The sequence below is a fragment of the Enterobacter cloacae complex sp. EB5 genome (assembly GCF_031432835.1).
Classification (GTDB): domain Bacteria; phylum Pseudomonadota; class Gammaproteobacteria; order Enterobacterales; family Enterobacteriaceae; genus Enterobacter; species Enterobacter hormaechei_C.
The window spans coordinates 4,576,296-4,600,048 of sequence record NZ_CP133860.1; the positions used below are offsets into that span (position 1 = coordinate 4,576,296).

A 23,753-nucleotide genomic window follows, 5' to 3' on the forward strand; every position below is an offset into this window, starting at 1 on the left:
ACATTATTGTTCGCTCAAACACGCTCAAGGATCATGGCAATGCCCTGACCCACACCGATGCACATCGTACACAGCGCGTAGCGCCCGCCGCGTCGGTGCAATTCATTGCTTGCGGCCAGCGCCAGTCTGGCACCGCTCATTCCCAGCGGATGACCTAACGCGATCGCCCCGCCGTTCGGGTTGACATGCTCCGCGTCATCCGGCAAGCCCAGCTGACGCAGCACGCCCAGCGCCTGTGCGGCGAAGGCTTCATTAAGCTCAATGACGTCCATATCGGTGATACTGAGTCCGGCACGCTCCAGCACCTTGCGGGTGGCGGGCACCGGGCCTAATCCCATCAGGCGCGGCTCGACGCCCGCTGTCGCCATGGCCACAATGCGGGTGCGCGGGGTTAACCCCTGGGCAAGCGCCATCGGCTCGCTGGCGATAATCAGCGCCGCCGCCCCGTCGTTGACGCCAGAGGCGTTCCCCGCCGTCACCACACCGTTCTTACGGAACGGGGCTTTCAGCGCGGCAAGCTGTTCCAGGGTGGTTTCGGCGCGCGGATGCTCGTCCACGCTCACTTCCGTTACCGCACCTTTTTTCCCCGCCACCTGTACCGGGATAATCTCCTGCGCCAGAACGCCATTCTGCTGCGCCCGCGCGGTGCGCTGCTGGCTGCGCAGGGCAAATGCGTCCTGATCAGCACGGCTTATATTTAACAATTCCGCTACATTCTCTGCCGTTTCCGGCATGCTGTCAGTTCCGTATTGCTGATGCATGAGCGGATTCACAAATCGCCAGCCGATGGTGGTGTCGAAGATCTCCGCCTGACGCTGAAACGCCGCCGTGGCTTTGCCCATCACGAATGGCGCACGGGACATGGATTCGACGCCACCGGCGATCAGCAGATCGCCATCCCCGGCTCTGATGGCGCGCGCCGCAAAGCCAATGGCATCCAGACCGGAGCCGCACAGGCGGTTAATGGTGGTGCCGGATACCGTCTGCGGCAGCCCGGCCAGCAGCGCCGACATGCGCGCCACGTTGCGGTTATCCTCCCCGGCCTGATTCGCGCAGCCGAAGATCACGTCATCTATGCGCTCCAGATCGAGCTGCGGGTAACGCGCCAACAGCGCACGCAGCGGCACGGCCCCTAAGTTATCGGCACGCACGCTGGATAATCCTCCGCCGTAGCGACCAACCGGGGTACGCACCCCCTCACAAATAAATGCGTCACGCATCAGGCCTCTCCTGTCACACTGCCGCCGGTGCGGTGAGATTTTCCGCGAAAAAGCGCGACGGTTTTCTGTTGTTGGTTCTGAATTTCGATGTCGTAGACGCCGGTCAGTTTGCCCTGATGCTTCACCCGCGCGGTGGCGGTGAGCTTATCTCCGGCAAAGCCCGGACGCAGAAAATCGATGGCGCAGCCTGAGGCCACCGCCGCCAGTCCCTGACTGTTGCAGGCGTAGGCAAAGGCGGTATCGGCCAGCGAGAACAGCTGTCCGCCGTGGCAGGTTTTATGCCCGTTGAGCATCTGCGGGGTGATGGTCATGGTCACCACCGCGTAGCCCTCGCCCATGTCGATAATGTCCATCCCCATCGCCTACGCGCAGGCGTCCCGTTCGTACATCGCGCGGGCGTTATGCCAGGCGTTATGACTCATAGCTACTCTCCAGAAGCGCACGCTGGCGCAGCAGTGAACAGGGGCGATAGCGTTCCTCGCCGTAGTGACGTTGCAGGTTTTCCAGCAGCGTTAACAGACGCTGCCAGCCAAGGCGTTCGCCCCAGGCGATGGGCCCGCAGGGATAGTTGACCCCTAAGCGCATGGCGGTATCGATGTCTTGCTCGCTGGCGACCCCTTTTTGCAGGGCGTCCAGCGCTTCGTTGGCAATCATCGCTACCGTGCGCCAGACCAGCAGGCCGGGGTAATCGGCAATCTGTACCACCCGTTTCTCCTGGTGCTGCAACCAGTAAATGGCTTTCTGCGTGGCGGCGTGCGGGTTGCCAGGCGCGGCGGCTATCACGGCCACATCCCGCTCAATGCGGTCGACCACCACCACCGGGCAGCCGTGGCGCAACGCCAGCGATTGCGCGGTTTCACCCTGCGTTTCGATCAGCAACAGATCGTCGATTTCCGTGACACCGTCACTTCTTCGCTGAACGCGCATCGGGCTGAAGCTGTCGCTGACCGGGGCGAGCCAGCTGACGGCGGGTTTCTCCTCCAGCCAGCGGTAAACGCCCTGCCCGCTTTTCTTACCCAGACGCCCGGCCAGCACCAGCTCCTGCTGCACCAGCGACGGCAGAAAACGACGCTCCTGCCAGAAGGCGTTAAACACGGAGCAGGTCACGGCAAAGTTGACGTCCTGACCAATCATGTCCGTCAGCTCAAGCGGCCCCATCGGGAAGCCCCCGCCGTCTCGCAGGGCGGCGTCGATCACCTCGGGCGTTGCCACCTGCTCCTCCAGCGCGCGCCAGGCTTCCGAGTAGAACGGGCGCGCCACGCGGTTGACGATAAACCCCGGCGTGGACTGGCAGCGTACCGGCTGCTTTCCCCAGCTCAGCGCCAGCTCGCACAGTGCATCGGCCACTTCGGGAGAGGTCGCCAGTCCGCTGACCACTTCCACCAGCTTCATCACCGGGGCAGGATTGAAGAAGTGCAGCCCGGCGACGCGTTCAGGGTGGTTTATCTCCGCCGCAATCGCGGTAACGGAAATGGACGAGGTATTGCTGGCAAGCAGCGTCTGCGGCGGGCAGACCTCTGCCAGCTGGGTAAACAGCGCTTTTTTTACCTCAAGCCGCTCGGAGGCCGCCTCGATCACCAGATCGGCTTTCGCCAGAGCACTGATAGTCGTCACCGGCGTCAGGCGGGCGAGGATCTGTTCCCCGGCGTCGGCAGAGAGTTTTCCACGCGCAACGCGTGAGGAGAGCCGCTGGCGAATGCCGTCGACGGCGCGGGAAATCGCCGCTGCGTCAATGTCGTACACCAGAACCGGATGACCGTGGCTGGCTGCCACTTCGGCAATTCCGGCGCCCATGGTGCCGCTGCCAATGACGGCGACCGTATGGATATTCACCATCTTATTTCCCCGTAAAGTTCGGCGCGCGTTTTGCCAGGAACGCGCTGACGCCTTCCCGGTAGTCGTCGCTGCGTCCGGCAAGACGTTGATAGTCGCGCTCCAGATCAAGCTGGGCGTCGAGGGTATTGGTTTCGGCGGCGTTGATCGCCTGCTTGATCAAGCCCAGGCCAAAGGTCGGCTGCGAGGCAAAATGCAGCGCCATCTGCTGTGCGGTGGCGGAAAGCTGCTCGTCGTCCACCACCTGCCAGATCATTCCCCAGGCCTGTGCCTGCTCGGCGCTGAGCTTATCGCCCAGCAATGCCAGCCCCATGGCGCGGGCGCGTCCGGCCACGCGCGGCAGCAGCCAGGTGCCGCCGCAGTCCGGGACGAGGCCGAGCTTGCTGAAGGCCATCACAAAACTGGCGGAGCGCGCCGCAATCACCATGTCACAGCCGAGGGCCAGCGTGGCACCCGCCCCCGCCGCCACGCCGTTAACCGCGCAAATCACCGGCTTCGGCAATTTTGCCAGGCGGCGCACCAGCGGGTTGTAAAAAGTCTCAACGGACATGCCCAGATCCGGCGCGGGGCCGTTCGGGTCCACGTTACGGTCGTTAAGATCCTGCCCGGCGCAGAAACCGCGTCCTGCCCCGGTGATCAGCAGGCAGCGGATAGCGTCATCGCGCTCGGCCTGCTTCAGGCATTCGGAAAGCTGCTGGTGCATGACGTCGTTAAAGCTGTTCAGGCGCTCCGGGCGGTTCAGCGTAATGGTCATTACGCCCTGCTCAACATGGCTCAGAATAGATTCCACAATTAGCGTCCTTTAAAGTCTGGGGTGCGTTTTTGTAAAAAGGCGTTGATACCTTCCCGGCGATCGTCGGTGGCCGCGAGCAGCGCAAACAGCTGACGCTCCTGCGCCAGCCCGGCCTGAAGCGGGACTTCCTGCGACTGGCGAAGCGCCTGCTTCGCCGCCTGTAGCGCCAGCGGCGAGTGGCGCGCCATCAGCGCCGCCTGCTTCAGGGCGTACTCCAGCGTCAGCGAGGCCGGGTAGACGTCGCTGACCAGCCCGGCGCTGAGCGCCTGAGCCGCCGTGATGCTTTCGCCCGTCAGCACCATTTTGCTGGCCAGCGATTTACCCACGCTGCGGATCAGCCGCTGGGTGCCGCCTGCGCCCGGCATGATCCCGAGGGTGATTTCCGGCAGGCCAAAACGGGCGTTATCACCGGCAATCACGACATCGCAGAGCAGCGCCAGCTCACAGCCTGCCCCCAGCGCGAAGCCGTTCACGGCGGCAATCAGCGGTTTGGTGAAGGCGTTGATCCGCGCCCACAGCTGCGGGCGGATATCGTTCAGGGTGGCGGGCAGGTCTTTCTCCGCCATTTCGTTGAGATCGGCCCCGGCGGCAAAGCAGCGTTCGTTGCCGTAAATCACGCAGACGGCGATCTCAGCATCCGCGGCGGCGGCCTCAAGCTGCTCCGCGATTTGCAGGAGCAGCGCATTGTTGAGCGCGTTGCGCGCCGCTGGACGGTTAAGCGTCAGCTGCAACACGCGGCCATGACGGGTGACAATCAGTTCGCTCATGCCATCCCCTTCGCATCAAAATCGACGATAACGTCGGCGGTTAACGGCAGCGCCTGACAGCTCAGCACATAGCCTGCGGCCAGCTCGTCCGGCTCCAGGCTGTAGTTGGTCGCCATGTCCACCTTGCCGCGCAGCACTTTGCATTTGCAGGTGGCGCATACGCCGCCCTTGCAGGCGTAAGGCAGATCCGCCCCCTGACGCATGGCCGCGTCAAGAATGCTTTCGTCGTCCGCCGTCAGGGTGATTTCACGGTCGCGCCCGTCCTGGCGGACGGTGACCTTCTGCCCGTCAGCCTGCACGCTGGCTGTCCGTTTAACGGGGGTACCCGGCGTGTTAAAGCGCTCAAGATGGATCGCTTTTTCCGGCATACCCAGCGCTTTTAGTGCCGCCTCAGCCTCGTCCATCATCGCCGACGGGCCGCAGATGAAGGCTTCATCGTACTGGCGGAAGTTCACCAGCGTTTTTGCCAGCGCCTGGAGCTTTTCCCCGTCAATGCGGCCATGGAGCAGATCGCTGTCGAGCGTCTCCTGGCTGAAGATGGCGATCAGCTGCAAACGCTGCGGGTATTTATCTTTCAGGTCCGCCAGCGCCCGGCGGAACATCATGCTCTGGCTGCTGCGGTTGCCGTAAATCAGGGTGAAGTGGCTGTGGGCTTCAGTGGCCAGCGTAGCGGACATAATGGCCAGCATCGGGGTGATCCCGGACCCGGCGGCAATCGCCAGATAATGGCCTTCGCGTTCGGCCTGCGGCTGGTAGCCAAAATGCCCCTGCGGCACCATCACCTCCAGCGTCATGCCCGGTTTGATCTCGTCCCGGGCATAGCGGGAAAAACGTCCGCCCTCGATGGCTTTGACCGCCACGCTGATCTCACCGCACGCGGTGCTCCGGCAGATGGAGTAGCAGCGGCGCAGTTCCTCCCCGCCAGGACTGGCTTTCAGGGTCAGATGCTGACCGGGACGGAAGCGGTACGCCTCCTGTAACGCCTGCGGCACCGCGAAGGTAATGGTCACCGCGTCGCGGGTTTCGGGTTCCACTTTTGCCACTGTTAATGAATGAAACGTTGTCATGGCAGCCTCAAATACATTTGAAATAGTCGAAGGGCTCACGGCAGGTATTGCAGCGGTAGAGCGCTTTGCAGGCCGTGGAACCAAATTCACTGATAAGCGAGGTATCGGTGCTCGCACAGCGCGGGCAGCTCACCTCCGCGGGAACGTGGGCATGGCAGCTATGGCCGACAGGCGGGCTGATGCCATATTCACGCAGGCGCCTGCGGGCATCGTCGGTCATCCAGTCGGTGGTCCACGCGGGCTCCAGTTGCAGCACAATATGTACCGGGCTAAAGCCGTTTCCGGTCAGGGTTTCGCGGATCGCCCCCAGCAGATGCTCCGTTGCCGGACAGCCCGAATAGGTTGGCGTGAAGCCGATGACCCAGCCTTCCCCCTGCGCCTTCACGCTGCGCACCATGCCTAAGTCGGTGATGGTCAGCACCGGCACTTCCGGGTCGGGGATCTGGCTTAACAGCGCCCAAATCTGCGGGATTTGTGCAGGCGCGATGTCGGCGAGGCGTTGCATGGCGTCCTCCTTTACCACTGCTGGCCGGGGTAAACGCGCTGGAGATACTGCATCTCTGCCAGCATCGGTCCGAGGTGTTCGGTATGTAGCCCCTTCTTGCCGCCCGTGCGATACGCCACCTCTTCGGGCACGCGGAGGGTGGCTTCCGCCAGGCCAGCAAACACTTCGCGCTCCCACGGGTCCCGCAGGTCGCGCGGATCAACCGCCACGCCGTCATCAATTAGCGCCAGCTCGACGTCGTCGGCGTCGAACAGTTCAGCCGTAAAGCGCCACAGGCTATCCACCGCCTGCTGCATTTTTTGTGCGGAGGTTGCTGTTCCGTCCCCCAGCCGCACCAGCCAGCCGCGGCTAAAGCGCAGGTGATAGCGTGCCTCCTTAATGGCTTTTGCCGCGATGGTGGCAAGCTGACTGTCGCTGCTGTGGATCAGCCGCTCGTAGAGCGCCACGTTCCACGCATCCATCAGATACTGACGGGCAATGGTGTCAGCGAAGCTGCCGTTTGGTTGTTCCACCAGCAGCAGATTGCGGAACTGACGCTCATCGCGGCCATAGGCCAGGGTGTCTTCATCGCCCTTACCCTCCCGTTCAGCGGCGTAGCTCAGGAAATTGCGCGCCTGCCCGAGCAGATCAAGGCCGATATTGGCGAGCGCCAGGTCAATTTCCAGCTCCGGCGCGTGGCCGCACCAGGCGCCCAGACGCTGTGAGAGCACCAGACCGTTGTCGCCCAGACGCAGGGCATAAGCAGATACGTTGTTCATCCCCAACCTCACATATGCTCGATGCCATCAGGGATGGTGTAAAACGTCGGATGGCGGTAGACCTTGCTTTCCGCCGGATCGAAAAACTCCCCGCTCTCTTCCGGCTGGGAAGCGACGATTTCACTCGCCTTCACCACCCAGATGGAACAGCCTTCGCTGCGGCGGGTATAGGCATCGCGCGCGTTTTCCAGCGCCATGCGGTCGTCGGCAGCGTGAAGGCTGCCCACATGCCGGTGCGACAGCCCCTGCTTCGAACGGACAAAAACTTCGTATAACGGCCAGTAAACATTGCTCATGGTTGATTCCTCTTATGCGGCCTGGCGGGCGCGTTGTTTTTCCGCGTGGGCCAGAGCGGCTTCACGCACCCATGCGCCGTCGTCCCAGGCTTTACGTTTTGCGGCCAGACGTTCGTGGTTGCAGATCCCGCGCCCGTTGATCACCTCGTCAAATTCCTGCCAGTCGATTTCGCCGAAGCGATAGTGGCCGCTCTCTTCATCGAAACGCAGGTCGGGGTCCGGCACGGTCATACCGAGCATCTCCACCTGAGGCACCGTGTTGTCCACGAAGCGCTGGCGAAGCTCATCGTTGCCAAAGCGTTTGATCTTCCAGGCCAGACTGCGGGCGCTGTTTGGGGAGTTGTCGTCGTTGGGTCCGAACATCATCAGCGCGGGCCACCAGAAACGGTTGATGGCATCCTGCAACATCTGCCGCTGGGCTTCGCTGCCCTGCGCCAGCGCCATGCAGGCCTCAAAACCCTGACGCTGGTGGAAGCTCTCTTCTTTACAGATTTTCACCATCGCCCGGGCATACGGGCCGTAAGAGGTACGGCACAGCGCCACCTGATTCACAATGGCCGCCCCGTCCACCAGCCAGCCAATGACCCCGATATCGGCCCAGCTCAGGGTCGGATAGTTGAAGATGGAGGAGTATTTCATCTTGCCGTCGAGCATCTTTTGATAGATGTCCTCCCGGGCGCAGCCCAGCGTTTCCGCCGCGCTGTAGAGGTACAGGCCGTGTCCGGCTTCGTCCTGCACCTTCGCCAGCAGAATGGCTTTCCGGCGCAGCGTCGGCGCGCGGGTGATCCAGTTCCCTTCCGGCAGCATGCCGACAATCTCAGAGTGGGCGTGCTGTCCAATCTGGCGGATCAGCGTCTTGCGGTAGGCATCCGGCATCCAGTCCTGCGGCTCGATGGCCGTCTCCTGTGCGATGCGTTGCTCAAAGCGTTGTTCTTGCGTCACATAACCACCTTTGTGATTCGTTAAATCACCACAAACAGCAAAATGGTGAATCATTTGGTTTCTTAAAAGTTACACAAAGGTTAAATATAACCCCAAGAAGCGTTTGTTTATTTTGTGACGACGCTCGCAAGCCTTTTCATGAAAGGCCGATGACACAAGGCTTTCGGGTTGTCAGGCTAAGCAATACAGATCACAACGTTAACAATTCATTAAAACTCAGCTTGATTTTTATGATTCACGATCAAACTATTGATAGTGAAATTACGAAACATCTGGAGAGAAGAAATGCAGCAGTTAGCCAGCTTCTTGTCCGGCACCTGGCAATCGGGCCGGGGCCGCGAGCGCACCATCACCCACGCCATCAGCGGGGGAACGCTATATGAAGTGACCAGCGAAGGGCTGGATATGGCGGCCGCGCGCCGTTACGCCATTGAACACGGCGGAGAAGCGCTCCGCGCAATGAGCTTTATCGAGCGCGCCGCCATGCTGAAGGCGGTGGCCAAACATCTGCTGAGCCAGAAGGATCGGTTTTATGCCCTGTCAGCCCAGACCGGCGCGACGAAGGCCGACAGCTGGGTGGATATTGAAGGCGGTATCGGCACCCTCTTCACCTACGCAAGCCTCGGCAGCCGTGAGCTGCCGGACGATACCCTGTGGCCGGAGGATGAACTGATCCCGCTGTCGAAGGAAGGCGGCTTTGCGGCACGTCACGTGTTAACGTCGAAATCCGGCGTGGCGGTGCATATCAACGCGTTCAACTTCCCGTGCTGGGGGATGCTGGAAAAGCTCGCGCCCACCTGGCTTGCCGGGATGCCCGCCATCATCAAGCCCGCCACCGCCACCGCGCAGGTGACTCAGGCGATGGTGAAAGCGATCGTCGAGAGCGGACTGGTGCCGGACGGCGCCATCAGCCTGATCTGCGGTGGCGCGGGCGATCTGCTGAACCACCTCGACAGCCAGGACGTGGTGACGTTTACCGGGTCGGCCAGCACCGGGCAGAGCCTGCGCGTCCACCCAAATATCGTCGCGCATTCCATTCCGTTTACCATGGAAGCGGATTCCCTTAACTGCTGCGTGCTGGGTGAGGACGTGACGCCGGAACACCCGGAGTTTGCGCTGTTTATCCGCGAAGTGGTGCGCGAGATGACCGCCAAAGCCGGGCAAAAATGTACCGCCATCCGCCGCATCATCGTGCCGGAAGCGCAGGTTGACGCCGTCAGCCAGGCGCTGATTGCGCGGCTGGAGAAAGTGGTCGTCGGCGATCCGGCCCAGGACGGGGTGAAGATGGGGGCCCTCGTCAACGGTGAGCAACGTGCTGACGTGCAGGAAAAAGTCGATCATCTGCTTGCCGCGGGCTGCCAGATCCGTCTGGGTGGTAAAGCTGATTTGCAGGCGGCTGGCGCATTCTTCCCGCCCACCCTGCTGTTCTGCCCGCAGCCGGACGAAACCCCGGCCGTTCACGCCACCGAAGCCTTTGGCCCCGTCGCAACCCTGATGCCGTACCGTAACACCGAACACGCCATGCAGCTGGCGCGGGCGGGCGGCGGCAGCCTGGCGGGAACGCTGGTTACGGCAGATCCCCGCGTGGCGCGGCAGTTTATTGCCGGAGCAGCGCGCGCTCACGGACGTATTCAGATCCTCAACCAGGAATCCTCGAAAGAATCTACCGGCCACGGTTCACCGCTGCCGCAGCTGGTGCACGGTGGTCCGGGACGTGCGGGCGGCGGCGAAGAGCTGGGCGGCCTGCGCGCGGTGAAGCACTATCTTCAGCGCACGGCCATTCAGGGCAGCCCGTCCATGCTCGCCGCGATCGGTAAACAGTGGGTCCGTGGCGCGGAGGTGCAGGAAGATCGCGTTCATCCGTTCCGTAAATACTTCGAGGAGTTACAGCCGGGCGACAGCCTGCTGACCCCGCGTCGTACCCTGACGGAAGCGGATATCGTGAATTTTGCCTGCCTGAGCGGGGATCATTTCTACGCCCATATGGACAAAATTGGCGCGGCGGAGTCGATTTTTGGCGAGCGCGTGGTACACGGTTATTTCCTGATTTCCGCCGCGGCGGGGCTGTTTGTCGATGCCGGGGTTGGGCCGGTTATTGCCAACTACGGCATGGAAAACCTGCGCTTTATCGAGCCGGTCAAGCCGGGTGATACCATTCAGGTGCGCCTGACCTGTAAACGTAAAACGCTCAAGAAACAGCGCACTGCCGAGGAAAAACCCACCGGCGTGGTGGAATGGGCGGTGGAGATCTTCAACCAGCACCAGCAGGCCGTGGCGCTCTACTCCATCCTGACGCTGGTGGCGCGCCAGCAGGGTGACTTTGAATCAAAGCAATAGCATTAACCTTGCTGCCTCAAGTGTTTGAGCGCATCAAAATCAGCGGAAGGTAAAGCAGGGACTGGTTGGCTTTGATTAATCAAACCATCCAGTCTGCCTGGTTTGGATAAGTAACAACCGGAAACACTATGCAAATTGACCATGTAGTTAGCATGGTTATTATTTAGCACCGGGAATATTCCCGCGTTAAATTACATGGATGATTAACAGACTATGGCAATTCCTGTTTACCTTTTCTTAACTGACGATGGTGGCGCAAAAATTACAGGCTCGGTGGATGTTCGTTACCGCGAGGGAAGCATTGAAGTCACTGGCTTTACACACAATCTTCGCCTCCCAACCGATCCATTGACCGGGAAAATTACCAGTAAACGTAACCATGCCCCAGTCGTGTTTCAAAAAGAAATCGATTCCTCCTCCCCTTACCTGATGAAAGCCGTTGCGACTGGCCAAACCCTTAAAACGGCTGAGTTCAGGTGGTATCGCATTAATGACGCCGGGCAGGAAGTAGAATATTACAATATGCGTCTCGATAATATTCGCGTCGTTTCCGTCACGCCATTGATGCATGACATTAAAGACCCGATGAAAGAAAAAAATAATCATCTTGAAGTCGTGGAGCTACGCTATGATAAAATAACATGGACATATTGCGATGGTAATATACAGTTTGCAGACTGTTGGGCTGAGCGTTAAATATGCGCACTCCTTCCTATTCAACACCCTATAATATTGCATCCTTTGCACCACCTGGCGTGGACGTGGTTAGCCACATGGTAATAGCGCGATTTCATGGTGGCCCCTCATTAATGACCTACATATGGTTTTATCAAATGGTCAGAAACCATGGTCCCTGGGATTACAAACAAGGCCGTGCAGAGTATGCTAATTTTGGCAATTTTCATTACGGTGCCGTTGGTGCGGCAGCAGGCATTCCTGAGGGAATTCTGCTCCGGGGGGCAGGTACTGCACAGATTCTCGCCGGGACAAGCGATCCTGCCGAATTTGCGAAATTCCAGAACAATAATAATTACGGTGATGACCCAGTCGATCAGTTATGGATAAGGGCAGGAATAGAATATGCGCGACGTTCGGGTTTTTAACTGGCGAGCTGGAGTCATTATCTTTATTTTTCTTATATTCATTGCATACCCTTTCCGCGATCTGTTTACCGTGTATGAAAATTTGCAGGAAAAAATCAAGGTTAACGATCGTTTAACTCTTTACATCACCCAGGTTGAGACGGGCTCACTATCTAAAAACAGGTATCATATTTATCTCGTTGATGCGAAAAAAAGCTCGGAAGACTTCATGTCTAACATTAAAGATATCGATCCCGTCATGATCACCGATGATGATAAAGCTTCAGTGGCAATTAAAAATGGAGACATTTATCTTCGCGTTCGCGGTACGGTTTATTCGTTCACGACGGCAGGTTTTGATGTCCGCATTCATCTCGATAGCTCGCCTTACTGAAGCGCACTTTATCTGCCATGGGGGTGTGATGCACCCCCGCTCTTTTTTTAACCTGGCAAGACTGACAAACAACCTGGCAGATGCAGGCAAACGCTTTTCGTGCGCGCCTGTCAGGATAAGGCTGACACAACACAATAAACACAACAAGATGAGGTCTGCGATGGGAAGCAATTCTTCTTTTTCTGCCCGTAGAACGGCACTGGCCATGGCCGTTGCGCTCTGTTGCGCCTGGCAATCCCCTGTTTACGCTCACGGCAGCGAGGCGCATATGGTCCCGATGGACAAAACGCTTCAGGCGTTTGGCGCGGACGTGCAGTGGGATGATTACGCCCAGATGTTCACCATCGTCAAAGACGGTGCCTTTGTGAAGGTCAAACCCGGCGCAAACACCGCCATCGTTAACGGCAAACCGCTGACGCTCCAGGTGCCCGTGGTGATGAAGAACAATAAGGCCTATATCCCGGAGACCTTTATCAACGATGTCTTTCAGTCCGGTCTTGATCAGACATTCCAGGTTGAAAAAAGCCCCCACCCGTTAAACGCGCTGACGGCTGATGAAATCAACCAGGCCGTAGCCATTGTGAAAGCCTCTGCGGATTTTAAACCCAATACCCGCTTTACCCAGATTGCGCTGGCGGAGCCAGAAAAAGCCAAAGTCTGGGACTTCGTCCTTAACGGCACGGCGGTGGATGCGCCCCGCCAGGCCAATATCATCATGCTTGATGGTAAACACATCATCGAAAGCCGGGTGGATCTGAAGGAGAAAAAGATCCTCCGCTGGGAGCCGATCAAAGACGCGCACGGCATGGTGCTGCTGGATGACTTCAATACCGTGCAGCAGATCATCAATGAAAGCCCGGAGTTTGCCGCCGTGCTGAAAAAGCGCGGCATTACCGACCCGAAGAAAGTGATCACCACTCCGCTTACCGTCGGCTTTTTTGACGGCAAGGATGGGCTGAAACAGGAAGACCGCCTGCTGAAAGTGATCAGCTATCTCGACGTGGGCGACGGTAACTACTGGGCGCACCCGATCGAAAACCTGGTTGCGGTGGTGGATCTCGAGCAGAAGAAAATCCAGAAGATTGAGGAAGGCCCGGTCGTGCCGGTGCCGCTCACGCCGCGCCCGTATGATGGCCGCGACCGCGTTGAAACGGTGAAAAAACCGCTGGAGATTATCGAGCCGGAAGGCAAGAACTACACCATCACCGGGGACAGGGTGCACTGGCAGAACTGGGATTTTCATCTGAGCCTGGACTCACGCGTCGGCCCGATAATTTCCACCGTGACCTATAACGACAACGGCAAAAAGCGACAGGTGATGTATCAGGGGTCGCTCGGCGGCATGATTGTGCCGTACGGCGACCCGGATATCGGCTGGTACTTTAAGGCCTACCTGGACTCCGGCGACTACGGCATGGGGACCCTGACCTCCCCGCTGGTGCGCGGCAAGGATGTTCCGTCTAACGCCGTGATGCTCAACGAAACCATCCCGGATTACACAGGCGCGCCAATGGAGATCCCCCGGGCGATCGCCATTTTCGAGCGTTACGCCGGGCCGGAATATAAGCATCAGGAGTTAGGTAAACCCAACGTCAGCACCGAACGCCGCGAGCTGGTGGTGCGCTGGGTCAGCACCGTGGGTAACTACGATTACATCTTCGACTGGGTATTCCACGAAAACGGCACCATCGGCATTGATGCAGGGGCTACGGGCATTGAAGCGGTGAAAGGCGTGCAGACGAAAACCATGCATGATGCCACCGCGAAGGATGACACCCGATACGGAACGCTGATCGACCATAATATTGTCGGTACCACCCACCAGCACATCTACAACTTCCGTCTGGATATGGACGTGGACGGCATCAACAACAAGCTGGTGGCCATGGATCCGGACGTCAAACCGAACACCGCTGGCGGACCGCGCACCAGCACCATGCAGGTGAATCAGTATGATATTGATACCGAACAGCAGGCGGCGCAGAAGTTTGACCCGGGCACCATCCGCCTGCTGAGCAACACCAGCAAAGAGAACCGCATGGGCAACCCGGTCTCGTATCAGATCATCCCTTACGCGGGCGGTACGCACCCGGTCGCGTCCGGCGCGAAGTTTGCCCCGGACGAGTGGATTTATCACCGCCTGAGCTTTATGGATAAACAGCTGTGGGTGACGCGTTACCATCCCGACGAGATGTACCCGGAGGGAAAATACCCGAACCGTTCTACGCACGATACCGGCCTCGGGCAGTACAGCAAAGATAACGAGTCGCTGAACGATCAGGATAACGTCATCTGGATGACCACCGGCACCACCCATGTCGCCCGCGCCGAGGAGTGGCCGATAATGCCGACGGAATGGGTGCACACGCTACTCAAGCCGTGGAATTTCTTTGACGAGACGCCAACGCTCGGCAAGAAAAAAGAGCAGAAATAACCCACCGACCGGGCGTAATGCCCGGTTTTTCATCTGCTTACTTGCCGAATTATTCTCCCCGTTTATAGTTATTGTTACCTCGCTTAATCCTTTTGCATTTCTTGACACACTTTCACCAGGATTCGAAGTCTCCATAAACAACGTAACAGTTTACTGAGAGGTTTTAGGATGAGAATCAATGAGATCGTCAGGAGTCTCGCGCTGGCGGGATGTTTTATTTCGGCCAGTTCCGCCTGGGCCGCAGAAGCACCTAAGGATGCCACCGCAGCAACGCAGCAGGCCAACAACGCACTCTTCAACCAGCTTCCTTTCTCCGATAACACCGATTTTACCAACGCCCACAAAGGGTTTATTGCCCCTCTCCCTCAGGAAATTATCAAAGGGGAGCAAGGCAACACCGTCTGGGATCCGCAGCAGTACGCCTTTATCAAAGAAGGCGATAAGGCGCCCGACTCGGTAAACCCGAGCTTATGGCGTCAGTCCCAGCTGATTAACATCAGCGGTCTGTTTGAAGTGACCGAGGGCGTCTACCAGATCCGTAACCTTGACCTGTCAAACATGACCATTATTGAAGGTAAAGAAGGTATTACCGTGGTCGACCCGCTGGTGTCGGCGGAAACGGCCAAAGTCGGAATGGATCTTTACTATAAAAATCGCGGTAACAAGCCTGTGGTCGCCGTTATTTACACCCACAGCCACGTTGACCACTATGGCGGCGTGCGCGGCGTGGTGGACGAAGCAGATGTGAAGTCCGGCAAGGTGAAAATCTACGCGCCCGCCGGATTTATGGAGGCCGCCGTCGCGGAGAATATCATGGCGGGTAACGTCATGAGCCGCCGCGCCAGCTATATGTACGGCAACCTGCTGAAGCCGGATGCGAAGGGCCAAGTCGGTGCGGGTCTCGGCACTACCACCTCCGCCGGGACGGTGACCCTGATCGCCCCGACCAATATCATCGAGAAAGATGGTCAGAAAGAGGTGATCGACGGCCTGACCTATGATTTTATGCTCGCGCCGGGATCGGAAGCGCCCTCTGAGATGCTCTGGTATATCGAAGAGAAAAAGCTGATCGAGTCTGCGGAAGATGTCACCCATACCCTGCACAACACCTACTCCCTGCGCGGGGCGAAAATTCGTGAGCCGTTGCCGTGGTCGAAATACATCAACCAGGCGATTGTACGCTGGGGTGACAAAGCCGAAATCATAATGGCGCAGCACCACTGGCCGACATGGGGCAACGACAACGTGGTTAACCTGCTGAAAAGCCAGCGCGACCTGTACCGTTACATCAACGACCAGACCCTGCGCATGGCGAACGAAGGGCTGACCCGTGACGAGATTGCAGCCAACTTCAAGCTGCCGAACTCTCTGGCCAATACCTGGGCAAACCGTGGCTATTACGGTTCTGTCAGCCATGACGTTAAAGCGACCTACGTGCTCTATTTAGGCTGGTTTGACGGCAACCCGGCGACCCTGGACGAACTGCCGCCTGAAGAAGCCGCAAAGAAATTTGTGGACTATATGGGCGGTGCGGATGCCATCCTGAGCAAAGCGAAAACCGACTTTGACCAGGGGAACTACCGCTGGGTGGCTCAGGTGGTCAGCAAAGTGGTCTTTGCCGATCCAAATAATCAGGCCGCGCGAAACCTGGAAGCGGACGCGCTGGAGCAGCTGGGTTATCAGGCTGAATCAGGCCCGTGGCGTAACTTCTACCTGACCGGCGCGCAGGAACTGCGTAACGGCGTGGTGAAAGGCCCGACCCCGAACACCGCCAGCCCGGATACCGTGCGCGCGATGACGCCAGAAATGTTCTTTGACTATCTGGCGGTGCACATTAACGGTGAAAAAGCGGCGGATGCAAAATCGGTGTTTAACATCGACCTCGGCAGCGACGGCGGTAAATACAAGCTGGAACTGGAAAATGGCGTGCTGAACCACACGGCGAACGCCGAAGCGAAAGACGCTGACGCGACCGTGACCCTCAACCGCGATACGCTGAATAAAATCATCCTGAAAGAAGTGACGCTTAAACAGGCGCAGGATAACGGCGATATCAAAGTGACCGGCGATGCCGCAAAACTTGATGCCATGCTCGGTTACATGGATAAATTTGAATTCTGGTTTAACATTGTGACCCCGTAAAGGCAGCACTCGCGGGCGGACGTTCCGCCCGCTCAAGGAAAATTCTCTTCAATGGAAAAAAGACATCCAGCCACACCCGAACCCGCGACATGGCCTACCCGTAAATCAATGGTTGTTCACGGGCTGGCCGTGAACCTGCCGTGGCTCGCCTTTGTGAATGCCAGCTTTGCCCTTATGGTCCTGCTGCGCAATTCGCTGTTCGGCCATATCGATGCCCTCCTGCACATCAGCCCCCCTCTGCGGCAGATGATTGACGCCACCATGCTGGGCGTGGTGATCCTTTCCGTGGCGCTGGTGATCATGGCCTGGCGCCACATCCGCGGCGTCAGCGCCGTTTTGTTCATGTGCAGCCTGCTGTGGTCGATAAGTTGTTACTGGTTTATCAACGTTTTACATCTTCCGCATCCCTGGCCTATATTCGTTACCCTGCTGATGGCCGGTATGACCGCGCTCTATTTTCACCCGGTGGCACTGCTCTCCTTCACCGTTCCGCTATGGATAAGCCTGCCCGTTGCCAGCATGCTGCTGAATCAGGAAATTAATTATCGCTTTGCCGGGCTGTGGGTGGTGTTCACGTTCATTCTCGTGTGCGGGCGCTATATCCTGTTGAGCTGGTTTGAAGAGGCGTGGCGTCGCAATCAGCAGAATCAGCGTTTAATTTCGCGGCTGGATGCGCTGGCCCATCAGGATCCGCTGACGAAAACGGCCAACCGCCGGGCGATGGAGCTGGTGCTGGAAAACGCCGTGGAGCAAGGCAAACGCTTCGCGGTGCTGATGCTGGATGTCGATTACTTCAAACTGTATAACGACACCTATGGTCACCAGGCGGGAGATGCCTGTCTTGCACGGGTGGCAGAGGTGCTGAACACCTCGGTGCGCACGCCAGAGGATGTGGTTTCGCGCTACGGTGGCGAGGAGTTTGTGGTGATCCTCTTTGACTGTGAAGAAAGCGTTGCTGAGAAAGTCGCCGCGCGGATCCAGACTGGCCTGCGCACCGCCGCCATTCCACACAGCGCGTCGAAGGTGAGTGAATGTGTGACGGCGAGTATAGGCATTGCAGGCTATTCCGCAGGGCTGGCTGGCCCGGAAATCATCGCCCGCGCCGATGCGGCGCTGTACAGGGCGAAAGAGGCCGGGCGGGATCGGTGGTCGCGTTAAATAATGCCGGGTGGCGGCTTTTTTTTAATACCGCACACACACCGACTTGGTTTCACACCAGCCATCCAGCCAGTCGGGGCCGAAATCGCGCCCGGTGCCAGACTGCTTCATGCCGCCGAACGGCAGGTTGGCGTCTATCAGCGTGTGGCTGTTCACCCACACGGTACCGGCCTGTAACCTGTCGGTATACGCCAGCGCTTTACTGATGTTCTGCGTCCAGACGCTGGCCGTTAAGCCATATTCAGTGTCGTTCGCCAGCTGAAGCGCCTCTTCCCCGTCGGCCACACGGACCAGGTTCACCACCGGCCCGAAGACCTCTTCACGCGTCAGTCGCAGATGATTATCCGGGTTGACCACCAGCGTTGGCGAAACGTAATAGCCTTTGCCGTCTGGCCCCCGGTTCCCGGCGATCAGCTCCGCATTGTGCGCCTTCGCCTCATCCAGGAACGCCTGAACCTTATCGCAGTGGGCGCGCGACACCAGCGGGTTGATAAACGCCTCCGGCGACATGCCCGGCCCGACGCTCAGGGATTTCACGGCCTGTTCAAACCCGCTGACCAGCGTGTCGAACAGCGGAGCCTCAATATAAATACGCGAGCTGGCCGCGCAGACCTGCCCCTGATTCAGGAAGCTGCCGGTCATCAGCCCTTCAATCACCCACGCCGGATCGGCATCTTTCAGCACGATGGCCGGGTTTTTGCCGCCCAGCTCCAGCGTCACGCCCGTTAGCGTGTCCGCCGCCGCGCGGGCAATCTGCTTGCCCGTCGCCGTCGAACCGGTAAAGCTCACTTTGGCAATGCGCGGGTGCGAGGTCAGCGCCGCGCCACAGACGGCGCCACTGCCGGTCACCACGTTGAAAACGCCCTCCGGGATCCCCGCCTCGCTCGCCAGTTCCGCCGCCCGTAACAGGGTGAGCGGCGTGGTTTCCGACGGTTTGATCACGATGGAGCAACCTGCCGCCAGCGCGGGCATCACTTTCCACATGCCAATCATCAGCGGGAAGTTCCACGGCACAATCCCCGCCACGACGCCCACCGGCTCTTTACGCGTCCACGCCTGATAACGCGCGCCCTGCGGCAGTGGAATCGAGAGATCGAGGGTTTTACCGGCAATTTTGGTGGTCAGCCCTGCCGTGTAGCGCATCCAGTTCAGGGTGCAGCCCACCTCGAAGGCGCGGGAAATGTTAATCGATTTCCCCTGCTCCAGGGTTTCGAGCTGTGCCAGCTCTTCGCCATGCTGTTCCACCAGATCCGCAAACCGCAGCAGGATGCGTTCACGCTCTGCCGGCAGCCGTCCGGCCCAGCTTCGGGCGACAAAGGCGCGCCAGCCAGACATCACCGCACGATCGACATCATCGACGCTGGCATCGGCGGTGGTGGCGATAACCTCTCCGGTCGCCGGGTTGTAGACGTTCAGACGCTTTTCGCTATCGGATGCCGCCTGACGCCCTTCGATCCACAGGCCGTGCTGGCGATCTAAAAACTGCTGCACGCCTGGCAGGATGGCGACGTGTGATTCGGACATAGGATACTCCTTCGTTATGCTTCGCAGGGTGTGTATGCAGTCTAAGAGGGGATTCGCATTCCTGCTTTTGTCTGTGTGACATTCGCTTTGCCAGCTGTGACAGGCTCCGCAAATCGTGATAATTCCCGCTTATATCGCTGTAACCGTTGAGTGTTCTTTCCTATAGTCAGCCTCGTAGCCCTGACAAAATGCAACATAAATGCAACAATGCGAAAACAGTGACGGTGCAGCGAGAACATCAATGGCGTGTGCAAGCGAACAGGACAATTTTCAGCAGTGGCTGGCGCAAATTAACCAGGTTTGTGGGCGCTTTGCGGCACGTCCGTTAGAGGGGGCGTTTCTCGGCGAGCTGGAAACCAGCTACACCCAAAGTCTGAAGCTGAGCACGGTGACCGCCGCAGGCGTTAACCTGTTTCGCACCCGTCAGGAGATCAAAAACGGCAACGACGCCTGGTTCTACACCGTGTTTCAGCTGGAAGGCAGCGCCGGAATCGAACAGGACGACCAGCGCGCGATGCTGAAAGCCGGGGATATCACGCTGATTGACGCCTCCCGCCCGTGCTCCATTTACTGGCAGGAGCGTTCCCGCCAGATTTCGCTCCTGCTCCCGCGACAAATCATTGAGCAACACGCGCGCTTTCAGGAAGTGAGGTGCGCGCTGCCCCTCTCCCGCAGTCTGCCTACCGTACAGCTGAGCTACCGACTGCTACAGGAGAGCATGGGCAATGCCGATCTCAGCGCCAGTGAAAGCGAAGCGGCGCTTGAGGCGATGGTGTGTCTGCTGCGTCCGGCCTTCCAGCAGCGTGACGAGGAGCTGCCGCGCAAGGAGCGTCAGTTCCGCCACGTTTTGTCCCTAATTGATGATCATATTCAGTCGGAGGCGTTAAGACCGGAGTGGATAGCCTCAGAGAGTGGCATGTCCGTGCGTAGCTTGTACCGCATGTTTGCCGGGAAAGGGCTGGTGGTGGCGCAGTATATTAAGAACCGTCGCCTCGATTTATGCGCTCAGGCGCTGCGTTCCATCAGCGATGACGAAAAGCTGGCGGGGATTGGCTACAGCTGGGGTTTCACCGACCATAGCCATTTTTCCACCGCCTTTAAGCAGCGTTTCGGGGTTTCGCCGGGCGAATACCGCAGGCGTTATCGCTAGCTATTTTTTCAGCCACTTGTCGTTAATCCCCTTCACGTACTCACCCGGCTGCGCGCGGGCCACCAGCTTTTGCCCCGCCATTTTCGCCACCTCGTCGACGGGCAAATTATTACTGTCAGCCAGCTGCTGGTAACTTTCCGTGCGTGCGGCGTTGATACGGTTCACCAGCGCCAGGGTTTCAGCATCGTGCTGAACGGGCGCAAGATAGCCGCTCAGGGTTTCCCCTACGCGCCCCTGGGCACGCGCATCGTTGAGCGTAAGCGTGGCGGCGTGAACGTTCATCCCCAGCGCCAGTAACATCAGAGCTAATCGTTTCATGGCATCCTCAGAACAGATCGCTGCGGGATTTCAGCAGGGCTTCAACGTCTTTATCCACCTTGATATGGATTTCATGCTCGATTTTCACGTTCATGTTGATGGTGATCGGCTCTTTGGGCGCCGCCACTTCAATGCGCGGCGTGCAGCCTGACAGCAGCGCGACGACGGCCACGGTGAGTACACCAGCCCTCTTTTTCATTGTTGTTCCTCACTTTCCTTGCCTGTCGAACTGCGGAGAAGGGGTATCGCCGCATGTTGCTCAAACCATGTTTGCAGATTGTCCCCAAAGCGCAGGCTGCGCCAGAGGGTAAAAATGTTCTCTTCATGGGTGTAATTCAGGTTAACGAAACTGCTTTTGCCCTCGACGCGGCTGGTGCCTTTAATGGCCGCCTGCATGGTTAACACACCCAGATTATCCACATTGAGTTTTGTCCACGACTGTGAAATTTCCATATAGCGGAGCCAGTTGATCGCCGCCCCGGCAACCATATTGTCTTTCACAATGGCATCCGCCGTGTCCTGGTCGATGCGCAGCGTCATCGGCCCCGGGTTGGTCAGCCAGCCATCTTTAATGATCCATTTTTCATTGTCCAGCCAGAACGGCAGCGCGCCGCTCACCGGGCCGGACATGGCAAACTGCTTCGGATTCACCGCGCTTATCAGTTCGCTGGAGGAAATATTATCCACGCGCAGTAAAGCCGGATCGTGCTGCGGCATTCTCAACTGCTGCATGGTGATTTTCCCGCCGAGCGCTTCCACCTTCACGTTGGTGAGCAGGAGCGGGTTCGCTTCGGTCCAGGGATAATCGCCCTGGAGATCCGCGGTGATATTTCGGGCTGTGACCAGGTTTTTCACCTCGTCGATTCGTAACGTTACCGGCCCGCGCGTGCCCAGCGACCAGGTGCCCTGGCTTAAGCGGAACGGCAGAACAAAATCCACGCCGTTGATTTCGTTATCCGGCATCCACGCGCTGCCCGCTTTCAGCACCCCGTGCCCCCCGGCCTCAAACCCCTGATCGGGAGCCGCGGAGAAAGCCACCTGCGCGTACATTTCGCCGCCGCGCAGGGTCATTTTCCAGTCTGGCGGGATCAGCGGCTGAAACACCGTAAGAGACTGTTTTGGCCACCAGGCCTGACCGCGAAGGCGTTCGCCGTCCCAGCGTCCATTCACCTGGACCGGGCCGATGTCGTCCGCATGCAGGTTCCCTTTAAACTGGAACACCGTCGGGTCTGTCCCGTCAACGCTGAAGGTCAAAACGGACGGCGGCAGCACGCTTCCGCCTGAAAAGCTTGTTTGCCCGGCGTTAAGCGCGAGCGCGCCGCTAAAGGTGGGGTTATCCGGGTCCCGCGACCAGCGCACCGGGTGATCCAGCACCAGGCGCGGCTTGCTGACCAGCATCGTACCGTACTGCAATTTGTCGAAACCCGTGGAAAGATCAGTCAGTTCGATAACGTTGTCGCGCCACTCCCCGGTTCCCCGGACATCCCAGCGCGCGTTCATCGGCGTGAAATTCCCTTTACCCCAGTAGCGCCACTGCCACACACCGTTGTCCGGTAAAAAGTCGTTAGCCTGGCCGTCCAGATGCAGCTCAAAGTCGCCCATCTCGTTTTCATGCGCCCGCAGAATGGCTTGCAGGCGGCCGTCCACGCCCTTCTGCGTAAGCTTCACGCCCGCCAGCGGCCAGCGGATCTCATCGATATCCAGCGAGTCGATGATGCGCCCGCGCGAGCGCAATAAAGCGCCGGGTTCAAACGTAAGCTGCGGATCGTAAAGGCTGCCGGTCAGCATCGCCGGGAGCCTGGCATACAGGATCAGATCGTTTTGCTTGGCTTCCCCGCTCAGGTGCAGCGGCATAGCGCTGTTATCCATACTGAGCGAGCCGGGACCGATATTCAGCACCGCGTTGCCCTTACCCGCATCTCCCTCGGTCAGCACGTTGAGCCGCCCCGTGAAGGTGGCTTTCTCCAGCCCCTGCTGCCAGTTATCCACTTTCAGCCCGACGCGACCGCTCATCGGCATACCGGAGGCTGACCAGTTCCAGCGTCCGTCGCTGATGGTCAGCTGCTGAGCGGTGATCTGCCACGGTAAATCGAGCAGCGGATCGGGGTTGTCCCGCACCATGACCACCAGATGGCCCTGATTGTCCTCCCAGTCCAGATCGGCATCGACCAGCGAGGATAACTGTGGCACGTTAAAGGTCGCGACCGTATGCCCTTTCACCGGCACGCCGTCCGGCACCAGCGGCAGGGTAAATTCACCGACCAGCTTCACGGGCTGCGGCTGATCCGGCAGTTGCACATCGAACTGGCTGATAGAGAGGGTCTGGCCGCGCAACTGCCCCTTAATGCTCACCTGCTCGCCTTTATAGGTGATGTCCTAGCGGGCTGGCGTCAGTGAGGCATGCAGCTCACCCTCCCACTGCTGCCAGGGAGAAAGGGTAAAACGGTGGATGGTCAGCCAGGTGTTGGGCAGGATGGCCTGCCACTGCGCCAGCGTTTTCGGCGCCACCGTAGATGGCGCCGATTGCGGTAATTTACTCAGGCAGACAGAGTTAAGTGTAAGTGCGCCAATATCCAGATCCCAGCGGCTGGGGTGTGACAGGGTCACGTTTTCCACGCGGGCAATTTCACACTCTTCTACCAGATAGCGGAGATCGGGGATGATCAGGGCGTGACGCGTGAGCCGTGGGCTTTTTTCAAACGCGATGCGCGTTCCGACGGGGAGCCAGATCCCGGCGAGCGTGGGTACCCACTGGGCGAGCGTCATCAGCAGCGTCAGCGGCACAAGAAATAGCAGCAGTAATAGCGCGATTGCGGCTTTGTATTTACCCTTCATGGGCAGTTAATATCCTGATTTTGCGAAAAAAATAAGCCGTTCTTGCCGCTCATTGTCGCATGTTTAGCCAGTCAGTTGAAGGTAATGCCATTTTTAAGAGTAGATGCTCTACAATAATTCATAGAACTTATTGATTTCAATGAATTTTGAAAAATTGTAAGATAATTTTAAACATGCTAACGTGGTTCCAAAATCACT

Annotated in this window: 21 protein-coding genes and 1 pseudogene; 8 read left to right on the plus strand and 14 right to left on the minus strand. The window is 58.5% G+C overall.

The genetic code is table 11. The features are described 5' to 3' along the window. Nucleotides 1-14: 14 nt before the first annotated feature. Genes pcaF through paaA form a run of 10 tightly spaced genes read right to left on the minus strand, consistent with a single transcriptional unit; the run spans nt 15 to nt 8,181 of the window. Nucleotides 15-1,220 carry a 3-oxoadipyl-CoA thiolase gene (pcaF, locus tag RHN82_RS21925; protein ID WP_047050844.1) on the minus strand — a complete coding sequence of 402 codons (1,206 nt, stop codon included), beginning with the start codon at nt 1,218-1,220 and terminating at the stop codon, nt 15-17. Next, nucleotides 1,220-1,579, minus strand: coding sequence for a hydroxyphenylacetyl-CoA thioesterase PaaI (paaI, locus tag RHN82_RS21930; RefSeq protein WP_227788415.1), 360 nt, complete (start codon nt 1,577-1,579; stop codon nt 1,220-1,222). The genes pcaF and paaI overlap by 1 nt, the downstream gene beginning before the upstream one ends. 52 nt (nt 1,580-1,631) lie before the next feature. After that, complete coding sequence (paaH, locus tag RHN82_RS21935; protein ID WP_047050843.1) at nt 1,632-3,056, minus strand: 3-hydroxyacyl-CoA dehydrogenase PaaH; 1,425 nt, start codon at nt 3,054-3,056, stop codon at nt 1,632-1,634. 1 nt (nt 3,057) lies between these two features. Continuing rightward, entirely contained in the window at nt 3,058-3,846 is a 789-nt protein-coding gene (paaG, locus tag RHN82_RS21940) for a 2-(1,2-epoxy-1,2-dihydrophenyl)acetyl-CoA isomerase PaaG (RefSeq protein ID WP_026080707.1), read from the minus strand. Then, a complete protein-coding gene (gene paaF / locus RHN82_RS21945; protein WP_047050842.1) occupies nt 3,846-4,613 on the minus strand; it encodes a 2,3-dehydroadipyl-CoA hydratase PaaF in 768 nt (255 codons plus the stop codon). Before paaF ends, paaG begins: the two co-directional genes overlap by 1 nt. After that, nucleotides 4,610-5,680, minus strand: a complete 1,071-nt coding sequence (gene paaE / locus RHN82_RS21950; RefSeq protein WP_047050841.1) for a 1,2-phenylacetyl-CoA epoxidase subunit PaaE — start codon at nt 5,678-5,680, stop codon at nt 4,610-4,612. The genes paaF and paaE overlap by 4 nt, the downstream gene beginning before the upstream one ends. Nucleotides 5,681-5,687: 7 nt before the next feature. Then, nucleotides 5,688-6,185 (minus strand): 1,2-phenylacetyl-CoA epoxidase subunit PaaD, encoded by a 498-nt coding sequence (gene paaD, locus RHN82_RS21955; RefSeq protein WP_047050839.1) that lies wholly within the window; start codon nt 6,183-6,185, stop codon nt 5,688-5,690. A gap of 11 nt (nt 6,186-6,196) precedes the next feature. Further along, a complete protein-coding gene (paaC, locus tag RHN82_RS21960) occupies nt 6,197-6,943 on the minus strand; it encodes a 1,2-phenylacetyl-CoA epoxidase subunit PaaC (protein ID WP_047050838.1) in 747 nt (248 codons plus the stop codon). A gap of 8 nt (nt 6,944-6,951) precedes the next feature. Continuing rightward, nucleotides 6,952-7,239, minus strand: coding sequence for a 1,2-phenylacetyl-CoA epoxidase subunit PaaB (paaB, locus tag RHN82_RS21965; protein WP_003857353.1), 288 nt, complete (start codon nt 7,237-7,239; stop codon nt 6,952-6,954). A 12-nt stretch (nt 7,240-7,251) separates the two neighbouring features. After that, entirely contained in the window at nt 7,252-8,181 is a 930-nt protein-coding gene (paaA, locus tag RHN82_RS21970) for a 1,2-phenylacetyl-CoA epoxidase subunit PaaA (RefSeq protein ID WP_003857355.1), read from the minus strand. 285 nt (nt 8,182-8,466) lie between these two features. On the opposite strand from paaA, the gene paaZ reads away from it, so the two are divergent. The 7 genes from paaZ (at nt 8,467) to RHN82_RS22005 (ending at nt 17,728) form a co-directional block, all read left to right on the plus strand. After that, nucleotides 8,467-10,518, plus strand: coding sequence for a phenylacetic acid degradation bifunctional protein PaaZ (gene paaZ, locus RHN82_RS21975; RefSeq protein WP_047050836.1), 2,052 nt, complete (start codon nt 8,467-8,469; stop codon nt 10,516-10,518). 213 nt (nt 10,519-10,731) lie between these two features. Continuing rightward, on the plus strand, nt 10,732-11,214 hold the full coding sequence (locus tag RHN82_RS21980) for an Hcp family type VI secretion system effector (RefSeq protein WP_047050834.1): 483 nt from the start codon (nt 10,732-10,734) through the stop codon (nt 11,212-11,214). A gap of 2 nt (nt 11,215-11,216) precedes the next feature. Next, complete coding sequence (locus RHN82_RS21985) at nt 11,217-11,621, plus strand: polymorphic toxin type 44 domain-containing protein (protein ID WP_071962304.1); 405 nt, start codon at nt 11,217-11,219, stop codon at nt 11,619-11,621. Then, entirely contained in the window at nt 11,599-11,994 is a 396-nt protein-coding gene (locus RHN82_RS21990) for a hypothetical protein (RefSeq protein ID WP_047050831.1), read from the plus strand. The genes RHN82_RS21985 and RHN82_RS21990 overlap by 23 nt, the downstream gene beginning before the upstream one ends. Nucleotides 11,995-12,154: 160 nt before the next feature. Beyond that, nucleotides 12,155-14,428 (plus strand): primary-amine oxidase, encoded by a 2,274-nt coding sequence (gene tynA, locus RHN82_RS21995; RefSeq protein ID WP_032609121.1) that lies wholly within the window; start codon nt 12,155-12,157, stop codon nt 14,426-14,428. Nucleotides 14,429-14,596: 168 nt separating this feature from the next. Then, nucleotides 14,597-16,570: an alkyl/aryl-sulfatase gene (locus RHN82_RS22000; protein WP_047050828.1), complete on the plus strand. Its 1,974-nt coding sequence runs from the start codon at nt 14,597-14,599 to the stop codon at nt 16,568-16,570. A 51-nt stretch (nt 16,571-16,621) separates the two neighbouring features. Then, nucleotides 16,622-17,728, plus strand: a complete 1,107-nt coding sequence (locus RHN82_RS22005; RefSeq protein ID WP_047050827.1) for a GGDEF domain-containing protein — start codon at nt 16,622-16,624, stop codon at nt 17,726-17,728. Nucleotides 17,729-17,752: 24 nt separating this feature from the next. Here the strand turns inward: RHN82_RS22005 and RHN82_RS22010 are convergent, their stop codons facing one another. Next, a complete protein-coding gene (locus RHN82_RS22010; RefSeq protein ID WP_047050825.1) occupies nt 17,753-19,252 on the minus strand; it encodes an aldehyde dehydrogenase family protein in 1,500 nt (499 codons plus the stop codon). 241 nt (nt 19,253-19,493) lie between these two features. On the opposite strand from RHN82_RS22010, the gene feaR reads away from it, so the two are divergent. Next, the gene (feaR, locus tag RHN82_RS22015; RefSeq protein WP_047050824.1) at nt 19,494-20,402 is read left to right on the plus strand and encodes a transcriptional regulator FeaR; all 909 of its coding nucleotides are present in this window, start codon (nt 19,494-19,496) and stop codon (nt 20,400-20,402) included. Here feaR and RHN82_RS22020 read toward each other — a convergent pair whose 3' ends face one another. The 3 genes and pseudogenes from RHN82_RS22020 to RHN82_RS22030 form a co-directional block, all read right to left on the minus strand. Next, nucleotides 20,403-20,720, minus strand: coding sequence for a YdbL family protein (locus RHN82_RS22020; protein ID WP_047050823.1), 318 nt, complete (start codon nt 20,718-20,720; stop codon nt 20,403-20,405). Nucleotides 20,721-20,727: 7 nt separating this feature from the next. Then, the gene (locus RHN82_RS22025; RefSeq protein WP_003857369.1) at nt 20,728-20,919 is read right to left on the minus strand and encodes a YnbE family lipoprotein; all 192 of its coding nucleotides are present in this window, start codon (nt 20,917-20,919) and stop codon (nt 20,728-20,730) included. After that, nucleotides 20,916-23,555 (minus strand): annotated as a pseudogene (locus RHN82_RS22030) (YdbH family protein). Before RHN82_RS22030 ends, RHN82_RS22025 begins: the two are co-directional and overlap by 4 nt. Nucleotides 23,556-23,753 lie beyond the last annotated feature (198 nt).

Bases quoted from the DNA above. Each gene is read 5' to 3' on its own strand.
- pcaF (WP_047050844.1), bottom strand. From the start codon at position 1,220: ATGCGTGACGCATTTATTTGTGAGGGGGTGCGTACCCCGGTTGGTCGC.
- paaI (WP_227788415.1), bottom strand. From the start codon at position 1,579: ATGGGGATGGACATTATCGACATGGGCGAGGGCTACGCGGTGGTGACC.
- paaH (WP_047050843.1), bottom strand. From the start codon at position 3,056: ATGGTGAATATCCATACGGTCGCCGTCATTGGCAGCGGCACCATGGGC.
- paaF (WP_047050842.1), bottom strand. From the start codon at position 4,613: ATGAGCGAACTGATTGTCACCCGTCATGGCCGCGTGTTGCAGCTGACG.
- paaE (WP_047050841.1), bottom strand. From the start codon at position 5,680: ATGACAACGTTTCATTCATTAACAGTGGCAAAAGTGGAACCCGAAACC.
- paaD (WP_047050839.1), bottom strand. From the start codon at position 6,185: ATGCAACGCCTCGCCGACATCGCGCCTGCACAAATCCCGCAGATTTGG.
- paaC (WP_047050838.1), bottom strand. From the start codon at position 6,943: ATGAACAACGTATCTGCTTATGCCCTGCGTCTGGGCGACAACGGTCTG.
- paaB (WP_003857353.1), bottom strand. From the start codon at position 7,239: ATGAGCAATGTTTACTGGCCGTTATACGAAGTTTTTGTCCGTTCGAAG.
- paaZ (WP_047050836.1), top strand. From the start codon at position 8,467: ATGCAGCAGTTAGCCAGCTTCTTGTCCGGCACCTGGCAATCGGGCCGG.
- RHN82_RS21980 (WP_047050834.1), top strand. From the start codon at position 10,732: ATGGCAATTCCTGTTTACCTTTTCTTAACTGACGATGGTGGCGCAAAA.
- RHN82_RS21985 (WP_071962304.1), top strand. From the start codon at position 11,217: ATGCGCACTCCTTCCTATTCAACACCCTATAATATTGCATCCTTTGCA.
- RHN82_RS21990 (WP_047050831.1), top strand. From the start codon at position 11,599: ATGCGCGACGTTCGGGTTTTTAACTGGCGAGCTGGAGTCATTATCTTT.
- tynA (WP_032609121.1), top strand. From the start codon at position 12,155: ATGGGAAGCAATTCTTCTTTTTCTGCCCGTAGAACGGCACTGGCCATG.
- RHN82_RS22000 (WP_047050828.1), top strand. From the start codon at position 14,597: ATGAGAATCAATGAGATCGTCAGGAGTCTCGCGCTGGCGGGATGTTTT.
- RHN82_RS22005 (WP_047050827.1), top strand. From the start codon at position 16,622: ATGGAAAAAAGACATCCAGCCACACCCGAACCCGCGACATGGCCTACC.
- RHN82_RS22010 (WP_047050825.1), bottom strand. From the start codon at position 19,252: ATGTCCGAATCACACGTCGCCATCCTGCCAGGCGTGCAGCAGTTTTTA.
- feaR (WP_047050824.1), top strand. From the start codon at position 19,494: ATGGCGTGTGCAAGCGAACAGGACAATTTTCAGCAGTGGCTGGCGCAA.
- RHN82_RS22020 (WP_047050823.1), bottom strand. From the start codon at position 20,720: ATGAAACGATTAGCTCTGATGTTACTGGCGCTGGGGATGAACGTTCAC.
- RHN82_RS22025 (WP_003857369.1), bottom strand. From the start codon at position 20,919: ATGAAAAAGAGGGCTGGTGTACTCACCGTGGCCGTCGTCGCGCTGCTG.